This is a genomic window from Extibacter sp. GGCC_0201 (genome assembly GCF_017566055.1).
Classification (GTDB): domain Bacteria; phylum Bacillota; class Clostridia; order Lachnospirales; family Lachnospiraceae; genus Extibacter.
In genome coordinates this window covers 128,770-147,026 of the sequence record NZ_JABFCH010000004.1, presented here as the reverse complement: position 1 = coordinate 147,026, position 18,257 = coordinate 128,770, and the positions used below count along the sequence as shown (strand labels likewise).

Genomic DNA, 18,257 nt, shown 5'->3' with positions numbered 1-18,257 from the left:
TTTTCTTTAGATTTGTTTGTTGTGATTAGAGTATAAGAAAAAGAGACGTCAAGTAACAGACGTCTCTTTTTAGAATATTCGGCAGAATTTTTTTAGTTTGCTGCTTTCTCTTGCAGGGACACGGCCCTACGGTACGAAGTCCTTTACCACAGGCCAAGAAAATCCTGCATCAGCAGGCTTACAGCCGTGATGCCAACCCAACATGCCATTCCCATCAGAATCGGCTTGCCTCCGGTCCTGACGAGCTTGACGATATTCGTATGCAGGCCGATAGCCGCCATAGCCATGATGATGAAGAACTTGGACAGCTCTTTCAGCGGCGTGAATACCTCAGGAGAGATTCCTGCGCTTAATGCTACAGTTGTGATAATTGATGCTCCGATGAAGAACAGGATGAAGAAGGGGAATACCTGCTTCAGGGATACCTGCCCTGCCGCCTCCTTCTCAGCCTTGCGCGTTCTGATGAACGCCAGTACAAGCGTGATCGGAATAATCGCCAGCGTCCTCGTAAGCTTTACGGTTACCGCCTTGTCCAAAGTGGCGCTGCCGAGGCCAAACATGCTGTCCCAGGTGGAAGCGGCCGCGGTGACAGATGAAGTGTCATTGACCGCAGTACCGGCAAAGATGCCAAATCCCTCCCCGGAATGAGTAGAGAATCCAAGCACCGTTCCAAGCATAGGAAATAGCACCGCCGCCAGGACATTGAAGAAGAATATGACGGATATGGCCTGTGCCACTTCCTCATCGTCCGCGTCAATGACAGGTGCCGTCGCCGCAATAGCGGATCCTCCGCATATAGAAGAACCCACTCCGACCAGGGTGGATATCTTCCCCGGTATATGCATCGCCCTGTGCAGCACATATGCGATGATGAGCGACGTTGATATGGTAGCGATAATGATTGGCAGCGACTGCCTTCCTGTTTCCAGGATTACCCTCAAGTTAAGACCAAAACCTAACAGGACAACCGCATATTGCAGAATCTTTTTGGATGTAAATTTAATTCCGCTCTCCAGTTTCCCTTTTTCTTTTATAAATAGTGTAATAACCATACCTGCCAGTATCGCGATGACCGGTCCCCCGATAACCGGAAACTGCTTTCCCAACAGCATGGACGGCACAGCTATGGCGATACACAGGAGCATCCCCTGCCAGTTCTTCTTTATAAATTTCATCTCTTTTCCTCCAGAATCTTCTTCTTACGCAACATGAAAATAATACCATCGAATTACTATAATGTAAAATTATAATTATTTATTTTTTCATAAGCATATGTTATCATTGTAGTATCTTAACGCTGTCAATTCAAAGGAGAATCCTATGCTGGACAACAGAACCGAGACCTTCCTGGCCGTCTGCCGGGAGATGAGCTTTACAAAAGCCGCCAGAGCACTTCACATATCACAGCCCGCCGTGTCTCAGCACATACAGTATCTTGAGGACTACTACGGAACAAAGCTTTTTCATTTTGAAGGAAAGAAAATCTGCCTTACAGATACGGGGCTTCTGCTCCAGAAGTCCTTCAACTCGCTTCGGAATAATGAAATATATCTGAAGGAACAGATCGCGATGCTTAAGAATAAAAAAAACACGCTCCGTTTCGGCGCGACGCTGACCGTCGGTGAATACATGATATCCGGCCCACTGATCCACTATATGAAGTCTCATCCTGATTCGGACGTCACCGTCGCGGTAGCCAACACGAAGAAGCTGCTTTGCAGCCTTGACAACGGCGAGATTGACTTCGCGCTGCTCGAAGGCAACTTCCCGCACACTTCTTACAGGCACCGTGCCTACCGCGAGGAACAGTTTATCCCGGTCTGCTGCCAGAGCCACATCTTTGCCCATCCTCCCGAGACGCTGCGGGATCTGACCTCAGAAAGTCTCATTATCCGGGAACCTGGCTCCGGCACACGTATGATTATGGAACAGGCGCTGGAAGATGCGGATATCACGCTGAATGACTTTGCCAATATCATCACTATCGGAAATATGAATACGATAAAAGAACTAGTAACCGCAGACTGCGGTATAACTTTCCTGTACAAGACGGCCGTAGAAAAAGAGCTGGAGGACGGCATTCTAAGAGAAATAGAATTGCCATCTCCCGGCATCACACATGAAATATCAATCGTATGGAAAAAAAATAACCTCTTTGACTCCTCATTTGAACAGTTGTTTGGAGAGCTCTTCCTTACTACGTGATCAGATGTATTTTTTCCCGTGCTCTGACGCCCGCAGACGCGTCATCGCCCTTGCCAGGGAAGCCTGCGACAGATAATACTCCTGTATGCTCTGCTTCTGCCTCAGGCGTTCCCTGGCACGCTCTTTTGCCTCCCTGGCACGCAGCACATCGATATCTTCCGGACGCTCTGCGGCATTGACCAGGATTGAGACGCGGTTGTTCATTATCTCCGCGAACCCTTTGGATACGACCGCCTCAACCCATTCCCCTTCCTGCGTCTGCAGCCTAAGTTCGCCGATTTCTACAGCCACCACCATGTTCTCATGATGGGCAAGCACCCCCATCTTCCCTTCGGGCGTCGGAAGGATAACCGTCTTGCATCGGCCTTCAAAAAAGACTTTATCGCTGCATATAATTTTCAAGAAAAATGTATTCATGCCTTGCTTACACTTCCTTTTCCGCTTTTTCTTTTACCTCTTCCATCGTTCCTACATTAAAAAAGGCGTTTTCCGGATACGCGTCCATCTCCCCGTCGATAATCGCTTTGAATCCGCGCACGGTCTCCTCAAGCGGCACATATCTTCCCTTGACGCCGGTAAACGTCTCTGCGACAGAGAACGGCTGCGACAGGAACTTCTGAATCTTTCTGGCGCGGTTTACCGTCATCTTGTCTTCTTCCGACAGCTCCTCCATGCCGAGTATAGCGATAATGTCCTGCAGCTCTTTATATTTCTGCAGTATCTCCTGTACTTTTCTCGCCACCTGATAGTGCTCCTTACCTACGACATCCGCCTCCAGTATGCGGGATGTGGATTCCAGAGGATCCACCGCCGGATAGATTCCCTGTTCTACAATCTTCCTGGATAGAACCGTGGTCGCATCCAGATGGGAAAATGTGGTTGCAGGGGCAGGGTCTGTCAGATCATCCGCAGGTACGTATACTGCCTGCACAGATGTGACGGAACCATTCTTCGTGGACGCTATCCTCTCCTGAAGCGCTCCCATCTCCTGTGCAAGCGTAGGCTGGTATCCGACTGCGGAAGGCATACGTCCAAGAAGCGCGGACACTTCCGAACCAGCCTGCACAAAACGGAATATGTTGTCGATGAAGAGCAGTACATTCTGGTGCTCCTCGTCCCGGAAGTATTCCGCCATCGTAAGGCCGGTCTCCGCCACACGCATACGGGCCCCCGGCGGCTCGTTCATCTGGCCGAACACGAGCGCGGTCTTGTCCAGAACCCCCGACTCTCTCATCTCTGTCCACAGGTCGTTTCCCTCCCTGGAACGTTCGCCCACGCCGGTAAATATGGAATACCCTCCGTGTTCTGTAGCTATATTGTGTATCAATTCCTGTATCAGTACAGTCTTTCCTACCCCGGCTCCTCCAAACAGGCCTATCTTGCCTCCCTTGGCATACGGTGTCAGAAGATCGATAACTTTAATCCCTGTCTCCAGGACTTCCACCGCCGGGCTCTGCTCCTCGAAGCCGGGTGCCTTCCTGTGTATCTCCCACCGTCTGCTGCCGTTTTCCATCTCTTTTCCACCATCAATGGCCTCGCCAAGCACATTGAACAGACGACCGAGCGTCTGCTTACCTACCGGAACCCTGATTCCTGAACCTGTAGCGGTCACTTCCATACCTCTATACAATCCGTCGCTTGATGCAAGCATGATGCAGCGGGCGATATTGTTGCCTGCGTGCTGTGCCACTTCCATGACGGAACGGCTCCCGTTATTGTCAACTTCCAGTGCATCTTTTATGAACGGAAGGTCCTCTCTGCTGTCAAATTCCACATCAACGACAGGCCCCATGACCTGTACAATTCTTCCTTTTGTCATCATCTCTGGTTTCACTTCCTTTTCTGTGCATTGGCCCCGCCGATCACTTCTGTAAGTTCCTGTGTAATATCAGCCTGCCGCACACGGTTATACGTAATATTTAATTCACCCAGCATCTGGGACGCGCTGTCGGTCGCATTCTGCATCGCCTGCATGCGTGAATTGTGTTCGCTGCAGTACGACTCAACGAGACATCCGTAGATGATTCCGTTTATATAATTAGGCACGATGCTGTCCATCACGCTGTGGGCGGAAGGATACAGCGTAACCGCTTCCCTGTATACCCCTGTCAGATAAGGCATGTTCTCCGGCGTAAAGTCCATCCGCTTGAGCGGGAGCAGCTTTATCGTCTCCGCCTCTGCCTGTATGGCATTCTTCATCCTCGTATAGATGATATAGATATCATCCAGTTCACCCGTCTCAAACAGGTTCGTCATCTTTGCCGTTATGAGGCGCGCCCTGTGCATCGTCGGATGCTGGACCGTGTACCTGAAGTCCGCATCCACCTTAAGGCCGTCTTTTTTGGAAAAATACTGCCGCCCCAGCTCCCCGAGTACGAACAGCCTGTGTTCTCCCTGTTCTCTCAGCATATCCTCCGCAAGCCTGATCACGTTGTGATTATAGGCACCTGCCAGCCCCTTATCGGCTGTGATGACGATACATCCCGTCTTCCTCTCATCCGGAGACTTCTTCTGCCGTCCATCGAAGAAATGGCTGTGCATGTCAGGGACATGCCGCAGTATCCTGGCAATCTCAGCCTGCATCGCATAGAAAAACGGTTCTGTATCGTGCAGCCTCTTTCTGGCCTGCTTCAGTTTAGAAGAAGAGATCAGATACATTGCGTTTGTAATCTTCTTGGTCTCCTGGATGCTGGCCATCCGTTCTTTCAGTTCTCTCGCATTTGCCATAGTTACACCTGCTTATCTGTTTTCTTTATATTCTCCGACCGCTTTCAGAATCTTATCTGTCAGTACATCGTCAAGCGTCTGCCCCTCTTCTATCTCTTTCCCGATTTCTGGATACGTCTTCCCGATATAATCCAGCATACCGTCCTGAAATGCCTTTATGTCTTTCGTGTCTACGTCAAGAAGCATCTTATGGGTCGCCGCACAGAGCGTAATGACCTGTTCATGCAGTCTGAGCGGACGGCACAGAGGCTGCTTCAGAAGCTCCGTGAGGCAGGCACCGTATTTCAGCTGCATTTTCGTGGCCTCATCCAGATCTGAACTGAACTGTGTAAAAGACTCCATCTCACGGGCCTGGGCCAGATCGATACGCACGCTGCCGGAAGCTTTTTTCATCGCCTTCGTCTGAGCTGCCCCTCCTACACGGGATACGGAGAGTCCAACGTTGACGGCAGGACGCATACCGGCATTAAACAAGTCGCTCTCCAGGAATATCTGGCCATCAGTGATGGATATGACATTCGTAGGAATGTATGCAGATACATCCCCCGCCTGCGTCTCAATAATCGGCAGAGCTGTAATGGAGCCCCCTCCCGCTTTTTCGTTCAGGCGGCTGCTCCGCTCAAGAAGACGAGAATGCAGGTAGAAGACATCACCCGGATACGCTTCCCGGCCAGGAGAACGTCCAAGAAGGAGGGAGATTGCCCGGTAGGCCACTGCATGCTTTGACAGGTCATCATATACGATCAGAACGTCTCTCCCCTGATACATGAAGTATTCTGCAAGAGCCGTTGCGGAATAGGGCACGATATACTGAAGCGGCGCACACTCGCTGGCCGTGGAACAGAATACGGTCGTATACTCCAGTGCCCCATATGAGCGGAGCGTATTGACAAGCTGTGCTACCGTGGATGCTTTCTGTCCGACTGCCACATAGATGCAGATGACATCCTTCTCTTTCTGGTTCAGTATCGTGTCTACCGCTATAGAAGTCTTTCCGGTCTGTCTGTCACCGATAATCAGCTCCCTCTGCCCCCGTCCGATAGGAAACATAGAATCGATTGACAGGATACCGGTTTGAAGCGGCACACTCACAGACTTACGTTCCACGATGCCGGGAGCCTCCTGCTCCACAGGCCGGTATCCGTCCGCCTTTATCTCGCCCAGGCCGTCAATCGGCTCTCCTAGTGCATCTACGATTCTTCCGATATACTTCTCACCTACCGGGATTCCTGCCCTCTTTCCGGTACGTGCTGCCTTGGTCCCTTCTTTTATATCAGAGTCGTCCCCGAAGAGGATGCAGCTTATCTCATTCTGCCGTATATCCTGCACCATTCCTTTTAGGCCTGTCTCCAGCGTGACGATTTCCCCATACATGGCATGGTCTATTCCATAGACGGAGGCAATCCCGTCACCGACCGAGACCACTGTACCGGTTTCCTTGTCTCTGCTTACCGTATCATAATTCTCTATCTCTTCTCTTAAGATCGAGATAATTTCATCTGCGTTGATTGCAGCCAATCTCATCACCTCCAGGTTAATTTTTGCTCCAGCCTTTTCAAGCGGCCCCGCACAGTATAGTCATACTCTCTGCCATCCACATTCAAGAGGAACCCTCCCATGAGCGACTTATCCTCTTCCATCCTCCAGCGCACCCCGGATGCTCTGTATCTCCTGCATATGAACTGTTCCATCTTAGCAAGGCGTCCTCCGGAAGGAGGTTCTGCATAGACAAGCCTGGCTGCCACGATTCCTGCTTCCCTCTCCATCCGCGCTCTATATACGTCTATACTTTCGGGTACATACCCAATCTTTCCACAATCTGTCGCAACCTTCAGGAAGTTCCTTACGGCGGCCGGGAATATCCGGTCTATGACACGGTGCTTTGCCTCTTTTTGTATGACCGGGCTTTCAAGCGCTTCTGAGAGACCGGAGGATTGCCGGAGGATTTCAGACGTACGGGCCAGGAGGTCCTGCGGTATATCAAGTTCAGCCAGCACGGCCGCATACCGGATGGCTGTCATGGAACGGCGCTCCCCATTACGATTTGCTGTCTTCATGACCGTCACCTGCCTCCTCTAAGAATAAATCATAGGCTGCCTGGCTGTCACTGCGCCCGTCTTGTCCGGCAGCAATCTTTTTCGCCGCATCCATGGCCAGCCCCGCCACTTCCGCTTTCATGCGCCGCATCGTCTGTTCTCTCTCGGCGCGGATGGCATCCCTGGCTGTCTGAAGCATTCTGCCTGACTTGGCATCAGCGTCGCTTACGATGCGGTCATACTCGTTCTTTGCATTCAGCTTCGCCTGCTCAATCAGCTTTTTGGATTCTTCCTTGGCGCCGTTTAGAGACTCTTCATACCGCTTCTTAAGTTCCAACGCTTTTTCCCGCTCATTCTGTGCAGTCTTAAGCCCGTCCGCAATCATAGCCTCTCTTTTCTCCATGATACCGGTAATTGGACGAATCAAAAACTTCCTGAGCAGCAGAAAGAGAACGAGCAGGTTAATCATCTCTAATACAAGATTAAAATCTAATCTCAGCACTTTCCCGTACCTCCTCTTATTTTAAGAAGAACACGATTAGCAGCGCGATAATAAATCCATAGATTGCTGTCGCCTCTGCGAGTGCACATCCGAGAATCAACGTCTTGCTTATCTTGCCTTCTGCCTCCGGCTGTCTGGCGATAGCGTCTGTCGCCTTTCCCGTTGCGATTCCGATGCCGATTCCCGCACCAAGACCTGTCAATACTGCAACTCCTGCACCAATAGCTATAATTGTACCCATCATAATTCTTCTTTATCTCCTTTTCTACTTCTTACTATTCCATTTCCTCATTCATAAATAAAGCTGTGAGGAACACAAACACATACGCCTGTAGCAATCCGTCAAATATATCAAAATAAAAACTAAGCGGAATCGGTACAAGCAGCGGAACCACAAGCTTAATCAGTTCCATTACGACAAATCCCCCGAGCATATTGCCAAACAGCCGCATACAGAGCGACAGCGGCCTGATAAAGACTTCCAGCACCATGATAGGCGCGACTACGGGGACCGGGCTGGCGAAATGCTTCACCCAGTGCTTTCCTCCGTTCTTCCGAATTCCTGAATATTCAATCAGAATCATACTCATGACAGCCAGTGCCGCCGTAACGTTCAAGTCTTTTGTCGGAGGTTTGAATCCAAGCAGCCCTATTACATTAGATACCGCCAGATAGAGGGCTACCGTAATCAGATAAGGAACATACCTCTTGTTCTCCTTTCCGATGATTCCTTCAAAGAAATCCTGTGCCCATCCGATGGAAGATTCCAGCGCAAGCTGCAGCTTTCCAGGGTGTTCAACGCTCAGGTTCCTCACGAATATTACCGACAGGACCGTAAGCACCGCCATGATTATCCATGTTACGACAATGGATTCATCCACAGCGATGCCTCCAAATACCGGAATCGTAAACACGGTCTGGCAATTTAGCTCTTCCAACAGATTCTTTGTCAGCTCTTCCGTATTATCCCCTTCCTTCATGTCTTTTTTTCTGCAATGTAATAACAGCCAGACGCTTTTAAAACGAAAGCATCCGAAAGTTGTATACACATTACTGCCAATAAATTATTTTGTCAACAGCTCTTCCAATTAATTATACATACATTTATATAGGTAATTTTTAGTTATTTTTTAACTTTTCCGCGATGTGCTTTTCTCAATTTTTATATATATTTTCAAATCTTAAATCCCCTTCAAAGAGCCTTTTTTTTTCAAGATTAAATTTATACAATTTTTCATTTTTTTACCCGCAATTTTTTGTATTGTAACAAAAAAAAATTTGGTAAATTTTTTTAACAAAAACACACGGCAGCCGGGCACTTTTGCCTGGCTGCCGCCATAATATATGTGATATCAGTTGCTTTCGTTTCCATTCCCGGGACGGTTTCCGGTGTACTCGACCCTTGACTCTCCCGCATAGATGCAGTACGTATTCTTGCCGGAGCTTTTTGCCTGATACAAGGCGATATCCGCATGCTCATATAACGAGTCGTAGGCGTCTCCAAAATCAGGGCAGAGCGCAATCCCGATACTTACCGTCGTCTGGAACTCTCTTCCCTGCTCTGTAACATGTGTGCGTGTAGCTGCTGCATTTAGCCTTCTGGCCTTATCCTCAATGCTTTTTATAGAGCGGAGGTTGGACGCGTACACGCAGAATTCATCCCCTCCAATCCTTCCTATGATGTCCTTCTGGCGGAAATGGGCGCGGATTACATCTGCCATCTCGTTCAAAAGAAGATCCCCTGCGCGGTGCCCGAAGGAATCATTCACCATCTTGAAATTATCCATGTCGATGATGAACATCGCACCCGATACGATTCGCTCGCACAGCTGAAGATCGATGTGCTTTTCCAGTGCAGAACGATTGTACAGCCCTGTGATGCCGTCTATCTGGGCTGCGTTCAGAAGTTCATTCTCCTGCTCTACGCATTCATTCACATCTATCAGGTCGATGTATGCAATATTATCTCCTGACGAATCTTCATGGACAATGATTATCCGGGCTTCCACCCATATCCACTCCATGTCCTCCTCACATCCGCATGTGTCAGACGGCGTCCATTTGACAGACCTGTCCAGGTATTGTAACGAGATTCTGAAACGGAACTCATGGCTGCTGTTTTCTCTGGCCTCCTGCCGCTTTGCCGAATGGGATATGCTTTCTTCCAGCACTTTGATACGGTCGTCCGGATGTACATTCGGACAGATCTCTTCCTGAAGAATGCGGGAATAGTCGTTGCTCCCCCCAGTTTCCATATATTTTGAAAAGTAAGACAGACCTTCCACAATACAATTCTTCCGTAGGTTGACGGTATAGCTCATAATCGCCTGCCTCTGAATGGCACAGCGGAACTCCTTCTCCTGCTGCAATGCTTCCGTAAGGTCGCTGTTCTTCTGGGATGCCCGCTCTGCATGGCATTGCAGAAGTGCTATCACATAACTGCACGCGAGTACCAGAAAGTCTTTTAATATCAGATCTTGATACACCGGAACGCTGATATCGTCCGGTATGCTGTCACTGAACAGGACCGGTACCGTAACTGCCGATGCAATTATCAGCACTATGCTGCCAAGCGCCATATAAGTAAAGAGAATCATACTCTTCTCTCTGGAGTGCATCAGGGCCGACAGCTCTTTGGCCGGCATGAATCTGGCCAGCAGAAGAAGCATAAAAGCTGCGGACAACAATGCCAGAGTAAAGATGCTGATACGATACTCTACAGAATGGGGAGCGCATACTTCCCGGTACGACCAAAGCCCCATAGCTGCCACGGCCAGATCGTGGACCGCGCTGAAATTCAGCAGGAATGCAGAGAGTACAAACAGATAGGCCCATATGCTGTCATTCGACACGAGCCTGAGTTCCACTACTGTAACGATAGGCACAAAAGCCATCATTACATACGGCGCCGGCCTGTCCACTGCCGTCTCTGCAAATACCGCGATTATCCCGTTGAAGCTTCCAGCCAGCAGCGCTGTAAAGAGAGATCCCCGGAATTCGGAAAGTAGCTTTCTGACCCAGTAAAAACTTGCAAACGTAAATAAAATGGAAGACAAAAATAAGATACCCGGACTGGACAGAAAAATATTAATAACCGAATGAAAGCTTTTCATAACGACACCTCCTGTACGCTCAGACGAAACAATACGGTAATAATAAAAAGCCTTAGAAACAGCCGTTTCCAAGGCAGTTTAAAATTTTCCGCCAAATCAGCCATTGTGCCGGTCTGGACTGAGAATACTTTTTATCTTTTGTATCTGTTCCTGGCCTGCTACCGCCTCCTGGTTGACGATTGCAGCCTCCGCAAGTTCTTTTCTAAGTATCTTGACATCTTTCGGCGCTTCAATCGCAAGCCTGACGGTATCCGTCCCGATATCGACGACAGAGATCTGAATATCCTCTCCCAATAGGAGCGACTCCCCTTTTTTGCGCTGTAAGACAAGCATATTCAGACCACCTCTTTTCCTATGTCTTTTAACGAGTGACGGAAACGGTATTCTTCCGACTCCAGTATGACCTGTACCGCCTTTCTGCTGACCGTATTGACGACAATCGGGCACTTGAAGTTGACCGTGCTGTTTTCCGGACTGTCACCGACCACGCATATGACATAGTAAGACAAATCAGCCTCGTCCTTTGCCTCAAGCTTTTTATAGATATCTTGTGACAGACGGGGTTCGTAATCACTTACGAGCAGGAATGGGTTCATGATGATAAAGGACAGGCTCTCGTCCTCAACGCTCAGCAGATTCAGTACAGCGTCACTGTCTTCTGTTATAGGGAGCGGCAGAAAACGCTTATAGTCTTCAAATCCGAATAACCCCTCCTCAAAGCTGATCAGCTCTTCCTTCTCAAAAGGAAGGCTGCTGCCTTTCTTTTCCTTCATAATATTACTCCCCCTGTCCTTATCCGCCTATGCCCTGACATCTACTATTTCTCCTGTAAAGTGAGCTGCCGCACTCGGCGGAACATATATCGGCTCTCCCATATACTCAATTTCCACATCCGGATACTGGGATATAGACAGCTCAATGGTACCGGGTATAAATTTCACGTCACCTTTATCTATCTTCATGTCGAAGTTCAGCTTATCCATCTCATACCTGATAGAAAGTGAAGGTGCCTCCCAGTTGATATCCGGTCCTGTTGCAGGGACGAACCCCATCTGGAACTGACCGGTCGGTAATGCCACCCTCTGTTCGAATATAGACTTAAGCGCTTCACCGCCTTCACCTATTTTGGTCTTCAGCAATAGCTGCCCCTCCTTTGCGAACTGGGCCGTGGCCTGATATGCCGCCTGTTTCCCCTTCTGAGCGGATTGGGTTATCGATGTCTTCGTGGTAGGTACGACGGAGTTCCTCGCTTCGTATGTATCCAGTTGAAGACGGATTGGCCTGCTCTTGATGCTCATACCGCCTTCATTGCGGCTGATCTCCATCTCTGCGGTGCCGTTTCTGCGTTCCAGCTTCGCATTATTGATTTTCAATTCATACTCAATCGGTATCGTCGTAATTTTAAGTAATTGATTCATCATCCATCACCTCACCATAAAATCAATATACATGTTACTTCATAAAATCAAGCAGAGAGTTTGATAAAAGGCTCGTTCCAATCTTCAGTGCAACATTGTACACATATTGGGCGTAAGAAAAATTCATCAGCGCTTCTGCTTCATTAATATTGACAGTGCTGTCAAATTGCGTCGTTATATTGAGCTTTTCATTTTCCAGACGCTGCTGTGTCGAGCTAAGAAGCTTTGTCTTCGTACCAATCTCGGTCATGCAATTCTGCAGGTCTCCTGCGCCTTTGTCAAACTGCGTCCAAAGCTTTTTGTAGGCGGCCTCGTCGAATTCATCCGCTTCCAGCACATCTGCCATCTGCCCCATGAGCACAATCATGTTCTTACTTGTCCCATCATCCTCCTGTCCGAACCCTACCGCCTTTATTCCCGGAAAGGCAGCATCAAATGCACTGGATGACACGATCTCTCCTCCGGAAAATGTAAGTCCGAAGCCAAGGTCGATATAAGAGTGCTCATTTGTGAGCTTTTCAAGCTCAGCTGCATTGGCAGGGTCATTTACGTCCAGTCCCCGGTACGTCACCGTTCCATCTTCCTTTAGCTCGAACGGCGCGTTCTGCCCGTCAGAGCCTGCCATTGCAAATACGTTGCCGTATTTTGTATTCAGTGCATAGACCATGGATTTCTGCATCTCACGGAATGTAGCCGCATAGGTGTCCCTCACACTCGCATTTGTTCCTGAGATAGCTTCCACGCCATAGTTCTTATTTACTTCCTTTGCAATCGTGCTCAGCTGCATGAGGACATCCTCCTGGGTATCCTGCCACTTCATCGTATCCTCGACCGCATTCCTGTAGTCGCCGTTTCTGGCATATCTGTTCTCCAGGATAGTCGCTCTGGCTGCCGCAGAGGGGTCTTCATATGATTTGCTGAACCGTCTGCCGGTCTCTGCCTGCCTGCGAGCCTGTTCAAGCCCGCTCAAGGTAGAATTCAGATTGTTCTGATAGTTTCTTCGAATCATATTTGTCGTTATGCGCATCTTGCTACCTCCTGCTATCTTCCTACCACTCCTGTATCATTGATCAGCTTGTCCAGCATCTCATCCAGCGTTGTCATAAGCCTGGACGCGGCATTGTAAGACTGATGATAACGCATCAGATCCATTACTTCTTCATCCATGTTGACGCCTGATACTGCGTCTCTCGAGTCTGCTATCTGATTCAGCACTGTCAGATGGTTCTTCAGTATCGACGACGACGCCTTTCTTTCAATGGCCTGTACATCCTGTATATTGTCAAAGCAGTTCTGTATCGTACCCTGGAACACGGTGATATCTCCCCCGTCTGCTCCTTTTATCGTAAATATCTGCTTGTCGCTGATCAGTGCATTGATCATAAGCTGTACATTTTCATAAGCCGTAGAGGGATCCGTCCCTCCGGTTCCGTTCGATTTTTTAATCGACACGGTTCCGTTCATCCATCCGTCGGATATCTTGATATTGGATGCGGTAAATGGCTGACCTGCACCGCTGCCGTCACTCTTTTCAAACAGCGCATCTCCGTTCAGGTCATTCAGTACAGTGGCCATCTTGTCCACGAATGCGTCAAACATGCCTCTGTAATATCCAATCCCCTTTGTATCCGTGCCGTCAAATATCTCCGCCTTGTTCAGCATATCGAGATTGCCCTTGAGCACTCCGTTCTGGATGAGGTTCGTAATATCGGTCGTCGCCGCCGGGTTAAGGGCATCCGTAACTTCCAGTGACACCGGAATCCCCCCCGTGCCGTCAAAGCTGAATTCTCCCACCTTCGTGTCTGAGATGAGTGTGATGTCTCTAAAAGTGACTTCCAGCAGGTCTACTTTTTCCCCACTTGAAGTATCGGTCTTATACGTCACCTTTATCGGAAGATATGTAGCGAGATCGTCCAGCAGCTGGTTACGCGTATCCTGAAGCTCAAGTGCCGGATTCCCAAGTACCTGGCTGTTTTTAATCTCTTCGTTCAGGTTCTTTATCTGCTCCAGGCAGGAATTGATATTCGGAACGATGGAGTCTTCCATCTTTTTTATCATCTCTGCTTCTAAATCATCCAACGCAGTAGCTTTTTCATGAATAGCGTTAATCAGCACCTCGAAAGAGGAGCGCACAAGCCTGTCTGTACTGCTTTCTCCTGCATTCTGAGGTGTTGCCAGATTCTTAAGCTGCGTTATGACGTTGTTGAATGCCTCCCGGACAGCTGCACTGTCCGTCTCGTCAAAGATTTCCCCTATTCTGCTGAGTATCTCATCCGTGGCGTCTGCGGTACCCACCTTTGTAATCTGGTTCCTGTACTGGATATCCAGAAACGGATCCCGAATCTGCGTGATGCCTTTCATCATGACTCCCTGGCCGACTTTACAGTCGAATACGGAGCTGCTGTAGCTGGCTCCTACCGGCGAGATGCTCGCCAGATCCAGACGCTGCCTCGTATACCCTGGTGTATTTATATTTGACAAGTTCTGGCCCGCAACGTCAATTGCCCGCTGGTTGGCATTTAGTGCCTGCTGTGCCATTGTAAATCCGCCAAATGTTGAACGTATCATTCTGCTGTCCTCCCTTATATTCTAAACACTTCGGTCCGTCATGTGCTTATCCTGTTTCAGCTCTTTTCCACTGTTTTCATATAACTGGCCTTCCCTCTTCTGAATCTCCTTGTCAAGCTGGCGCATGTTCACCTCTATAATCCGGGCAGCATCTTCGCTTACTTCCTGGAACATCTGAATCTCCCGGCTCAGGGAATCGAACTGTATAAGAAGCGCCTCCTTCTCTGCCCCGGATAAACGGTCCAGGATTTCCTGAAAGCGCATGCCGCCGAACCCAAGTTCTTCCTGCTTCTTCTCACGTGCCTTGTCAAGCCCTTTGAGGCGCATGATGAGGGACTGCTCCTTTGTCATGCATTCTTCTACCGCGGATACCTGGTTCATCCTCCCTGCATTCAGCTTGATATTCTCTATTGACGTCAGTTCCTGGAATAATGTAATTAATTCTTCTAATATCTTACTGAACTCATTCATCGGCGTCTTCTCCCTTCTGCAGAAGGATTCTCGAAGCTACCGCGTCCGCGTCCACTTCATATCTTCCTTCTGAAACGGCTTTCTTCAGCGCTTCTATTTTTTCCGGAGGTGTTGTCATCTGTATCTCATGCATCGTCTTCTGTGCCAGTTTCTCTGTAATCTTCTTTTCCTCAATCTGTCTGCTGTTTGCAGTAATCAGGATCTCGTCAAAGTTCCTGTCCCCTTTCTCGTTCTGGACTGCCCTGCTCTCCTGGGCTGTCTGAGCGAGCTTATTTATATAATGATTCGATAGATTGTTGCTGTCGATTGAAATACCCATATCCGCTGCCTCCTTCCATATCAGTATAAACTTCTGTATATTTAGATTATCGTCAATCAAGTATGAATATTAAGGTTTTCTCTTTAACTTTTGAATCTGTTTTCTTAATTCCAGGCGGACATCCTCTGCAAGCCCGAAGCTCTTGCGCCGAAAATTCCTAATCTTTCGCTCCACATACTCTTTCTTCGGATTGACAATATTGCGTATGGCCTCTTTTTTCGGATTCCAGAACGCTGCCCAGGCATGGCGGAATTTCCTGATTCTTTTGGCTGCTGCAATATAGGCCTGCTGCCTCCCAAGCCTTCCAAGTCTCAGAAGCCAGAAGGCAGGGAGAAGCCACCGCATCTTGTGAAGGGATGGGAACATCGTATCCATATAGTCCATGTGCGGGAATGCCCAGTCCAGAATCTGCTCCCTTCGTTTCCTCCTGAGATCTTTTTTGTAAAAATCCGCCACCTCTTTTACGAGTGGAAGCAGCGTTGCACTGATTTTCCTTCCCTGCATTCCTTTTGTCAGTATATACTTCTCCATTGCATCAAATACCGCGTCATTTTCCGGAAAAACCATACCGCCGAACCAGTATGCCGCAAGCTGTATCAGATACATGTGGAACTCCTCCAGCCTAAGATATTCCAGCTCTTTATTGATGACTTTCCAGTCCAGATCTTTGTATACCTTCAGATAATAAAGCCACAGGTCGGTCATGTCACGTATGTCCAGACTGCCTCGCGCATAATTCTCTGCCGCACAGCCTATGATATGGATATAATACTCCTCCGGAATAAAGGTATGTATATATTTATGGCCTTTCTCCTTCTCATAGCTTTTGACCGGTACTGCAAAGTATTTCTGCATCTTCTTGTTCGTAAAGGGGAGTTCTGACCTTATGACAGCCATAACCCCGGGGACTTTATAATACCAGTCCTCCCCTGCCGTCCTGGATTCCTTCTTCTCATAATCCAGATAGGCCATCGCTTCCCTGACCTTTTCCTCTTTTCCTTTTTCTGTCAGCAGCCTGACGCATTTAAGCGCTCTCATATCCTGCTGTGGATAATAAGCACGCATCCGATATTCCTGAAGGACGACCGTGTGTATCTTCCGCTCCTCCAGTAATTCCAGTAATTCCGGTACCGCCACGGAATACCGTTCCTCCGCCAGCACCGCCTGATGGAACCGCTCTTCAAATTTGGGCTTCCACGGGGCCAGCTTCTCTCCCTCCATGCCAATCAGCGCATAGTATATCATGTTAGCAACATTATGGTAATCCGATAGCTTGTACAGGCTTCCCCACTCTGGCTGCCTGTTCCATTTTGGAAGCTCCTCTTCGTTTATTAACGTTTCCAACAGCTGCAGCAGGCATTTTACCTCATAATTTCTTATTCTTTGCTCGTTCATGAACTATCCTTTTCTCCTCAAATATGTCCATCCGCTTCAAATCATAGATCGCTTTCTTCTCGTCTCCGGCCACAGCCCCCGCCACAAGCGTAATCACTCTTTTCTTCATGATTGATACAAGCTCCCTTGCATGGCTTGCCACAATCATAGTCACGCCAAGCCTGTTGAGCTCATCGAGCAGGCACATCATATCCCAGGCGGCACCTGGACTTAAGTTCGCGGTCGGCTCATCGACCACCATAATCTTGGGATTCATGACGATTGCCCTGGCAAGCAGAGCTCTGGCAGCCTCTCCTACCGACAGCTCTCCAGGACGCGCAAGAGCCTTGTGGGCGATGCCTACGGTGGACAGCGTCTGCTCTACCCTCTTCTTTATCAGATGCCGAGGCTGTTCTGTCGCATACATCGCGAGGCTGATATTCTGATATACATTGCGGTCGTTCAGCAGTCCAAGCTCCGCCTCCATGATTCCAAACTGCCTGCGGTAATACGGAAGCTGGTTATTTGTCAGGCGTCCTGTCTCACAGCCGCCCACCCATATCTCCCCTGATGTGGGGAACAGCTGGGCGCTCAGCAGCTTGAGCAGGGTGCTCTTCCCCGATCCGCTTCTGCCCACGATGAACACGAACTCGCCATGTTCGATTTCAAAGGAAGCATCTTCCAGGCCGATTGTGTCCTGACCGAATATCTTCGTCACATGATTAAACTTTATTTCCTTCTGCATATCTTATTTTTCCTCATTATATACCGATATATATGGTATGTATCCTATATTTAAGGAGGTCGCCTCATGAAGACTTTTTCCCGTGTTCTCTGTGTGTGCTGTATCTGTGCCGTATGCAGCCTGCTTCTGCCGGCCTCGGCGGGAACATTTGCCTCTCCTGCCGGTTCGGCACCAGCTGAACCAGCCTCTGGCACAGATTACCAGACGGTGGCTGCCGGCACAGGCCGGGCCATGCCCATCGTCATGTACAGCCAGGGGGATCCGGCCTGGGGAAGCTACCTGTACGGTGGCCGGGATCCCATGGCATCGCACGGCTGTGGTCCGACGGCTCTCGCCATCGCAGTCACGTCACTTTCCGGACAGGAGGTTACGCCTGTAGATACTGCCAGATGGTCGTATGCCAACGGGTATTTTTCACCCGGCAGAGGCTCTGTCCACGGGCTTATTCCCCGCGGTGCAGAAAGCTACGGGCTGAAAGCGGAAAAGCTTGCAGCCATCACACCGGATTCTTTCCGCATGGTGCTGTCCGCGGACAAGCTGCTAGTGCTGCTGATGGGCCCCGGAGACTTCTCTGATTCCGGCCACTTTATCGTCGCCTACGGTTATGACGACAGCGGCTGCATCCTCATCGCAGATCCCGCAAGCACGGAGCGCTCTCTGGCCGTCTGGCCTGCCGAAACCCTAATCGGACAGCTGTCTAAGACAGCAAAAGACGGCGGTCCGGTATGGGTACTTTCCAGACCATAGAAAAATCCTTTGAAGCAATACATGCCTGTATT

The 18,257-nt window shown here is 49.2% G+C and carries 21 protein-coding genes; 2 read left to right on the top strand and 19 right to left on the bottom strand.

The annotated features are described in order from the left end of the window. Nucleotides 1-143: 143 nt before the first annotated feature. Nucleotides 144-1,175: a YeiH family protein gene (locus HJV72_RS04280; protein ID WP_208068954.1), complete on the bottom strand. Its 1,032-nt coding sequence runs from the start codon at nucleotides 1,173-1,175 to the stop codon at nucleotides 144-146. Between the two features lie 145 nt (nucleotides 1,176-1,320). Between HJV72_RS04280 and HJV72_RS04275 the strand changes: the two genes are divergently transcribed. Then, nucleotides 1,321-2,205 (top strand): LysR family transcriptional regulator, encoded by an 885-nt coding sequence (locus tag HJV72_RS04275; protein WP_208068953.1) that lies wholly within the window; start codon nucleotides 1,321-1,323, stop codon nucleotides 2,203-2,205. Here the strand turns inward: HJV72_RS04275 and atpC are convergent, their stop codons facing one another. The 18 genes from atpC to HJV72_RS04185 all read right to left on the bottom strand — a co-directional run bounded on the left by atpC (nucleotide 2,206) and on the right by HJV72_RS04185 (nucleotide 17,478). Further along, nucleotides 2,206-2,622 carry an ATP synthase F1 subunit epsilon gene (atpC, locus tag HJV72_RS04270; protein ID WP_208068950.1) on the bottom strand — a complete coding sequence of 139 codons (417 nt, stop codon included), beginning with the start codon at nucleotides 2,620-2,622 and terminating at the stop codon, nucleotides 2,206-2,208. Between the two features lie 7 nt (nucleotides 2,623-2,629). Continuing rightward, nucleotides 2,630-4,024, bottom strand: coding sequence for a F0F1 ATP synthase subunit beta (gene atpD, locus HJV72_RS04265; RefSeq protein WP_208069065.1), 1,395 nt, complete (start codon nucleotides 4,022-4,024; stop codon nucleotides 2,630-2,632). An 11-nt stretch (nucleotides 4,025-4,035) separates the two neighbouring features. Further along, nucleotides 4,036-4,932, bottom strand: a complete 897-nt coding sequence (atpG, locus tag HJV72_RS04260) for an ATP synthase F1 subunit gamma (RefSeq protein ID WP_208068948.1) — start codon at nucleotides 4,930-4,932, stop codon at nucleotides 4,036-4,038. Nucleotides 4,933-4,944: 12 nt separating this feature from the next. Then, nucleotides 4,945-6,456 (bottom strand): F0F1 ATP synthase subunit alpha, encoded by a 1,512-nt coding sequence (gene atpA / locus HJV72_RS04255; protein WP_208068946.1) that lies wholly within the window; start codon nucleotides 6,454-6,456, stop codon nucleotides 4,945-4,947. Then, nucleotides 6,456-6,989, bottom strand: a complete 534-nt coding sequence (locus HJV72_RS04250) for an ATP synthase delta subunit family protein (protein ID WP_208068944.1) — start codon at nucleotides 6,987-6,989, stop codon at nucleotides 6,456-6,458. Before HJV72_RS04250 ends, atpA begins: the two co-directional genes overlap by 1 nt. Next, a complete protein-coding gene (gene atpF, locus HJV72_RS04245; protein ID WP_208068942.1) occupies nucleotides 6,970-7,470 on the bottom strand; it encodes a F0F1 ATP synthase subunit B in 501 nt (166 codons plus the stop codon). Before atpF ends, HJV72_RS04250 begins: the two co-directional genes overlap by 20 nt. Before the next feature lie 16 nt (nucleotides 7,471-7,486). Continuing rightward, the gene (gene atpE, locus HJV72_RS04240) at nucleotides 7,487-7,711 is read right to left on the bottom strand and encodes an ATP synthase F0 subunit C (RefSeq protein ID WP_066581933.1); all 225 of its coding nucleotides are present in this window, start codon (nucleotides 7,709-7,711) and stop codon (nucleotides 7,487-7,489) included. A gap of 34 nt (nucleotides 7,712-7,745) precedes the next feature. Then, a complete protein-coding gene (locus HJV72_RS04235; protein ID WP_208069063.1) occupies nucleotides 7,746-8,408 on the bottom strand; it encodes a F0F1 ATP synthase subunit A in 663 nt (220 codons plus the stop codon). Between the two features lie 414 nt (nucleotides 8,409-8,822). After that, the gene (locus HJV72_RS04230) at nucleotides 8,823-10,583 is read right to left on the bottom strand and encodes a GGDEF domain-containing protein (RefSeq protein ID WP_208068941.1); all 1,761 of its coding nucleotides are present in this window, start codon (nucleotides 10,581-10,583) and stop codon (nucleotides 8,823-8,825) included. Between the two features lie 96 nt (nucleotides 10,584-10,679). Continuing rightward, nucleotides 10,680-10,916, bottom strand: a complete 237-nt coding sequence (locus HJV72_RS04225; RefSeq protein ID WP_208068939.1) for a carbon storage regulator — start codon at nucleotides 10,914-10,916, stop codon at nucleotides 10,680-10,682. Between the two features lie 2 nt (nucleotides 10,917-10,918). Further along, nucleotides 10,919-11,356, bottom strand: coding sequence for a flagellar assembly protein FliW (locus HJV72_RS04220; protein WP_208068937.1), 438 nt, complete (start codon nucleotides 11,354-11,356; stop codon nucleotides 10,919-10,921). Nucleotides 11,357-11,383: 27 nt separating this feature from the next. Further along, entirely contained in the window at nucleotides 11,384-12,004 is a 621-nt protein-coding gene (locus HJV72_RS04215) for a DUF6470 family protein (RefSeq protein ID WP_330618774.1), read from the bottom strand. 31 nt (nucleotides 12,005-12,035) lie between these two features. After that, on the bottom strand, nucleotides 12,036-13,028 hold the full coding sequence (locus HJV72_RS04210; RefSeq protein WP_208068935.1) for a flagellin N-terminal helical domain-containing protein: 993 nt from the start codon (nucleotides 13,026-13,028) through the stop codon (nucleotides 12,036-12,038). A 14-nt stretch (nucleotides 13,029-13,042) separates the two neighbouring features. Next, nucleotides 13,043-14,569 carry a flagellar hook-associated protein FlgK gene (flgK, locus tag HJV72_RS04205; RefSeq protein ID WP_208068933.1) on the bottom strand — a complete coding sequence of 509 codons (1,527 nt, stop codon included), beginning with the start codon at nucleotides 14,567-14,569 and terminating at the stop codon, nucleotides 13,043-13,045. A gap of 21 nt (nucleotides 14,570-14,590) precedes the next feature. After that, a complete protein-coding gene (locus HJV72_RS04200) occupies nucleotides 14,591-15,040 on the bottom strand; it encodes a hypothetical protein (protein WP_208068930.1) in 450 nt (149 codons plus the stop codon). Further along, nucleotides 15,033-15,359: a flagellar biosynthesis anti-sigma factor FlgM gene (locus tag HJV72_RS04195; protein ID WP_208068929.1), complete on the bottom strand. Its 327-nt coding sequence runs from the start codon at nucleotides 15,357-15,359 to the stop codon at nucleotides 15,033-15,035. Before HJV72_RS04195 ends, HJV72_RS04200 begins: the two co-directional genes overlap by 8 nt. 69 nt (nucleotides 15,360-15,428) lie before the next feature. Beyond that, a complete protein-coding gene (locus HJV72_RS04190; protein WP_208068927.1) occupies nucleotides 15,429-16,754 on the bottom strand; it encodes a nucleotidyltransferase family protein in 1,326 nt (441 codons plus the stop codon). After that, nucleotides 16,726-17,478, bottom strand: a complete 753-nt coding sequence (locus HJV72_RS04185) for a cell division ATP-binding protein FtsE (protein ID WP_208068925.1) — start codon at nucleotides 17,476-17,478, stop codon at nucleotides 16,726-16,728. Before HJV72_RS04185 ends, HJV72_RS04190 begins: the two co-directional genes overlap by 29 nt. Nucleotides 17,479-17,544: 66 nt before the next feature. Here HJV72_RS04185 and HJV72_RS04180 point away from each other — a divergent pair, with 66 nt between their 5' ends. Beyond that, entirely contained in the window at nucleotides 17,545-18,225 is a 681-nt protein-coding gene (locus HJV72_RS04180; RefSeq protein ID WP_208068918.1) for a C39 family peptidase, read from the top strand. Nucleotides 18,226-18,257: the final 32 nt, after the last annotated feature.

Coding starts and splice junctions, on each gene's coding strand:
- HJV72_RS04280 (WP_208068954.1), bottom strand. CDS start 1,175: ATGAAATTTATAAAGAAGAACTGGCAGGGGATGCTCCTGTGTATCGCC.
- HJV72_RS04275 (WP_208068953.1), top strand. CDS start 1,321: ATGCTGGACAACAGAACCGAGACCTTCCTGGCCGTCTGCCGGGAGATG.
- atpC (WP_208068950.1), bottom strand. CDS start 2,622: ATGAATACATTTTTCTTGAAAATTATATGCAGCGATAAAGTCTTTTTT.
- atpD (WP_208069065.1), bottom strand. CDS start 4,024: ATGACAAAAGGAAGAATTGTACAGGTCATGGGGCCTGTCGTTGATGTG.
- atpG (WP_208068948.1), bottom strand. CDS start 4,932: ATGGCAAATGCGAGAGAACTGAAAGAACGGATGGCCAGCATCCAGGAG.
- atpA (WP_208068946.1), bottom strand. CDS start 6,456: ATGAGATTGGCTGCAATCAACGCAGATGAAATTATCTCGATCTTAAGA.
- HJV72_RS04250 (WP_208068944.1), bottom strand. CDS start 6,989: ATGAAGACAGCAAATCGTAATGGGGAGCGCCGTTCCATGACAGCCATC.
- atpE (WP_066581933.1), bottom strand. CDS start 7,711: ATGGGTACAATTATAGCTATTGGTGCAGGAGTTGCAGTATTGACAGGT.
- HJV72_RS04230 (WP_208068941.1), bottom strand. CDS start 10,583: ATGAAAAGCTTTCATTCGGTTATTAATATTTTTCTGTCCAGTCCGGGT.
- HJV72_RS04225 (WP_208068939.1), bottom strand. CDS start 10,916: ATGCTTGTCTTACAGCGCAAAAAAGGGGAGTCGCTCCTATTGGGAGAG.
- HJV72_RS04220 (WP_208068937.1), bottom strand. CDS start 11,356: ATGAAGGAAAAGAAAGGCAGCAGCCTTCCTTTTGAGAAGGAAGAGCTG.
- HJV72_RS04215 (WP_330618774.1), bottom strand. CDS start 12,004: ATGATGAATCAATTACTTAAAATTACGACGATACCGATTGAGTATGAA.
- HJV72_RS04210 (WP_208068935.1), bottom strand. CDS start 13,028: ATGCGCATAACGACAAATATGATTCGAAGAAACTATCAGAACAATCTG.
- flgK (WP_208068933.1), bottom strand. CDS start 14,569: ATGATACGTTCAACATTTGGCGGATTTACAATGGCACAGCAGGCACTA.
- HJV72_RS04200 (WP_208068930.1), bottom strand. CDS start 15,040: ATGAATGAGTTCAGTAAGATATTAGAAGAATTAATTACATTATTCCAG.
- HJV72_RS04195 (WP_208068929.1), bottom strand. CDS start 15,359: ATGGGTATTTCAATCGACAGCAACAATCTATCGAATCATTATATAAAT.
- HJV72_RS04190 (WP_208068927.1), bottom strand. CDS start 16,754: ATGAACGAGCAAAGAATAAGAAATTATGAGGTAAAATGCCTGCTGCAG.
- HJV72_RS04185 (WP_208068925.1), bottom strand. CDS start 17,478: ATGCAGAAGGAAATAAAGTTTAATCATGTGACGAAGATATTCGGTCAG.
- HJV72_RS04180 (WP_208068918.1), top strand. CDS start 17,545: ATGAAGACTTTTTCCCGTGTTCTCTGTGTGTGCTGTATCTGTGCCGTA.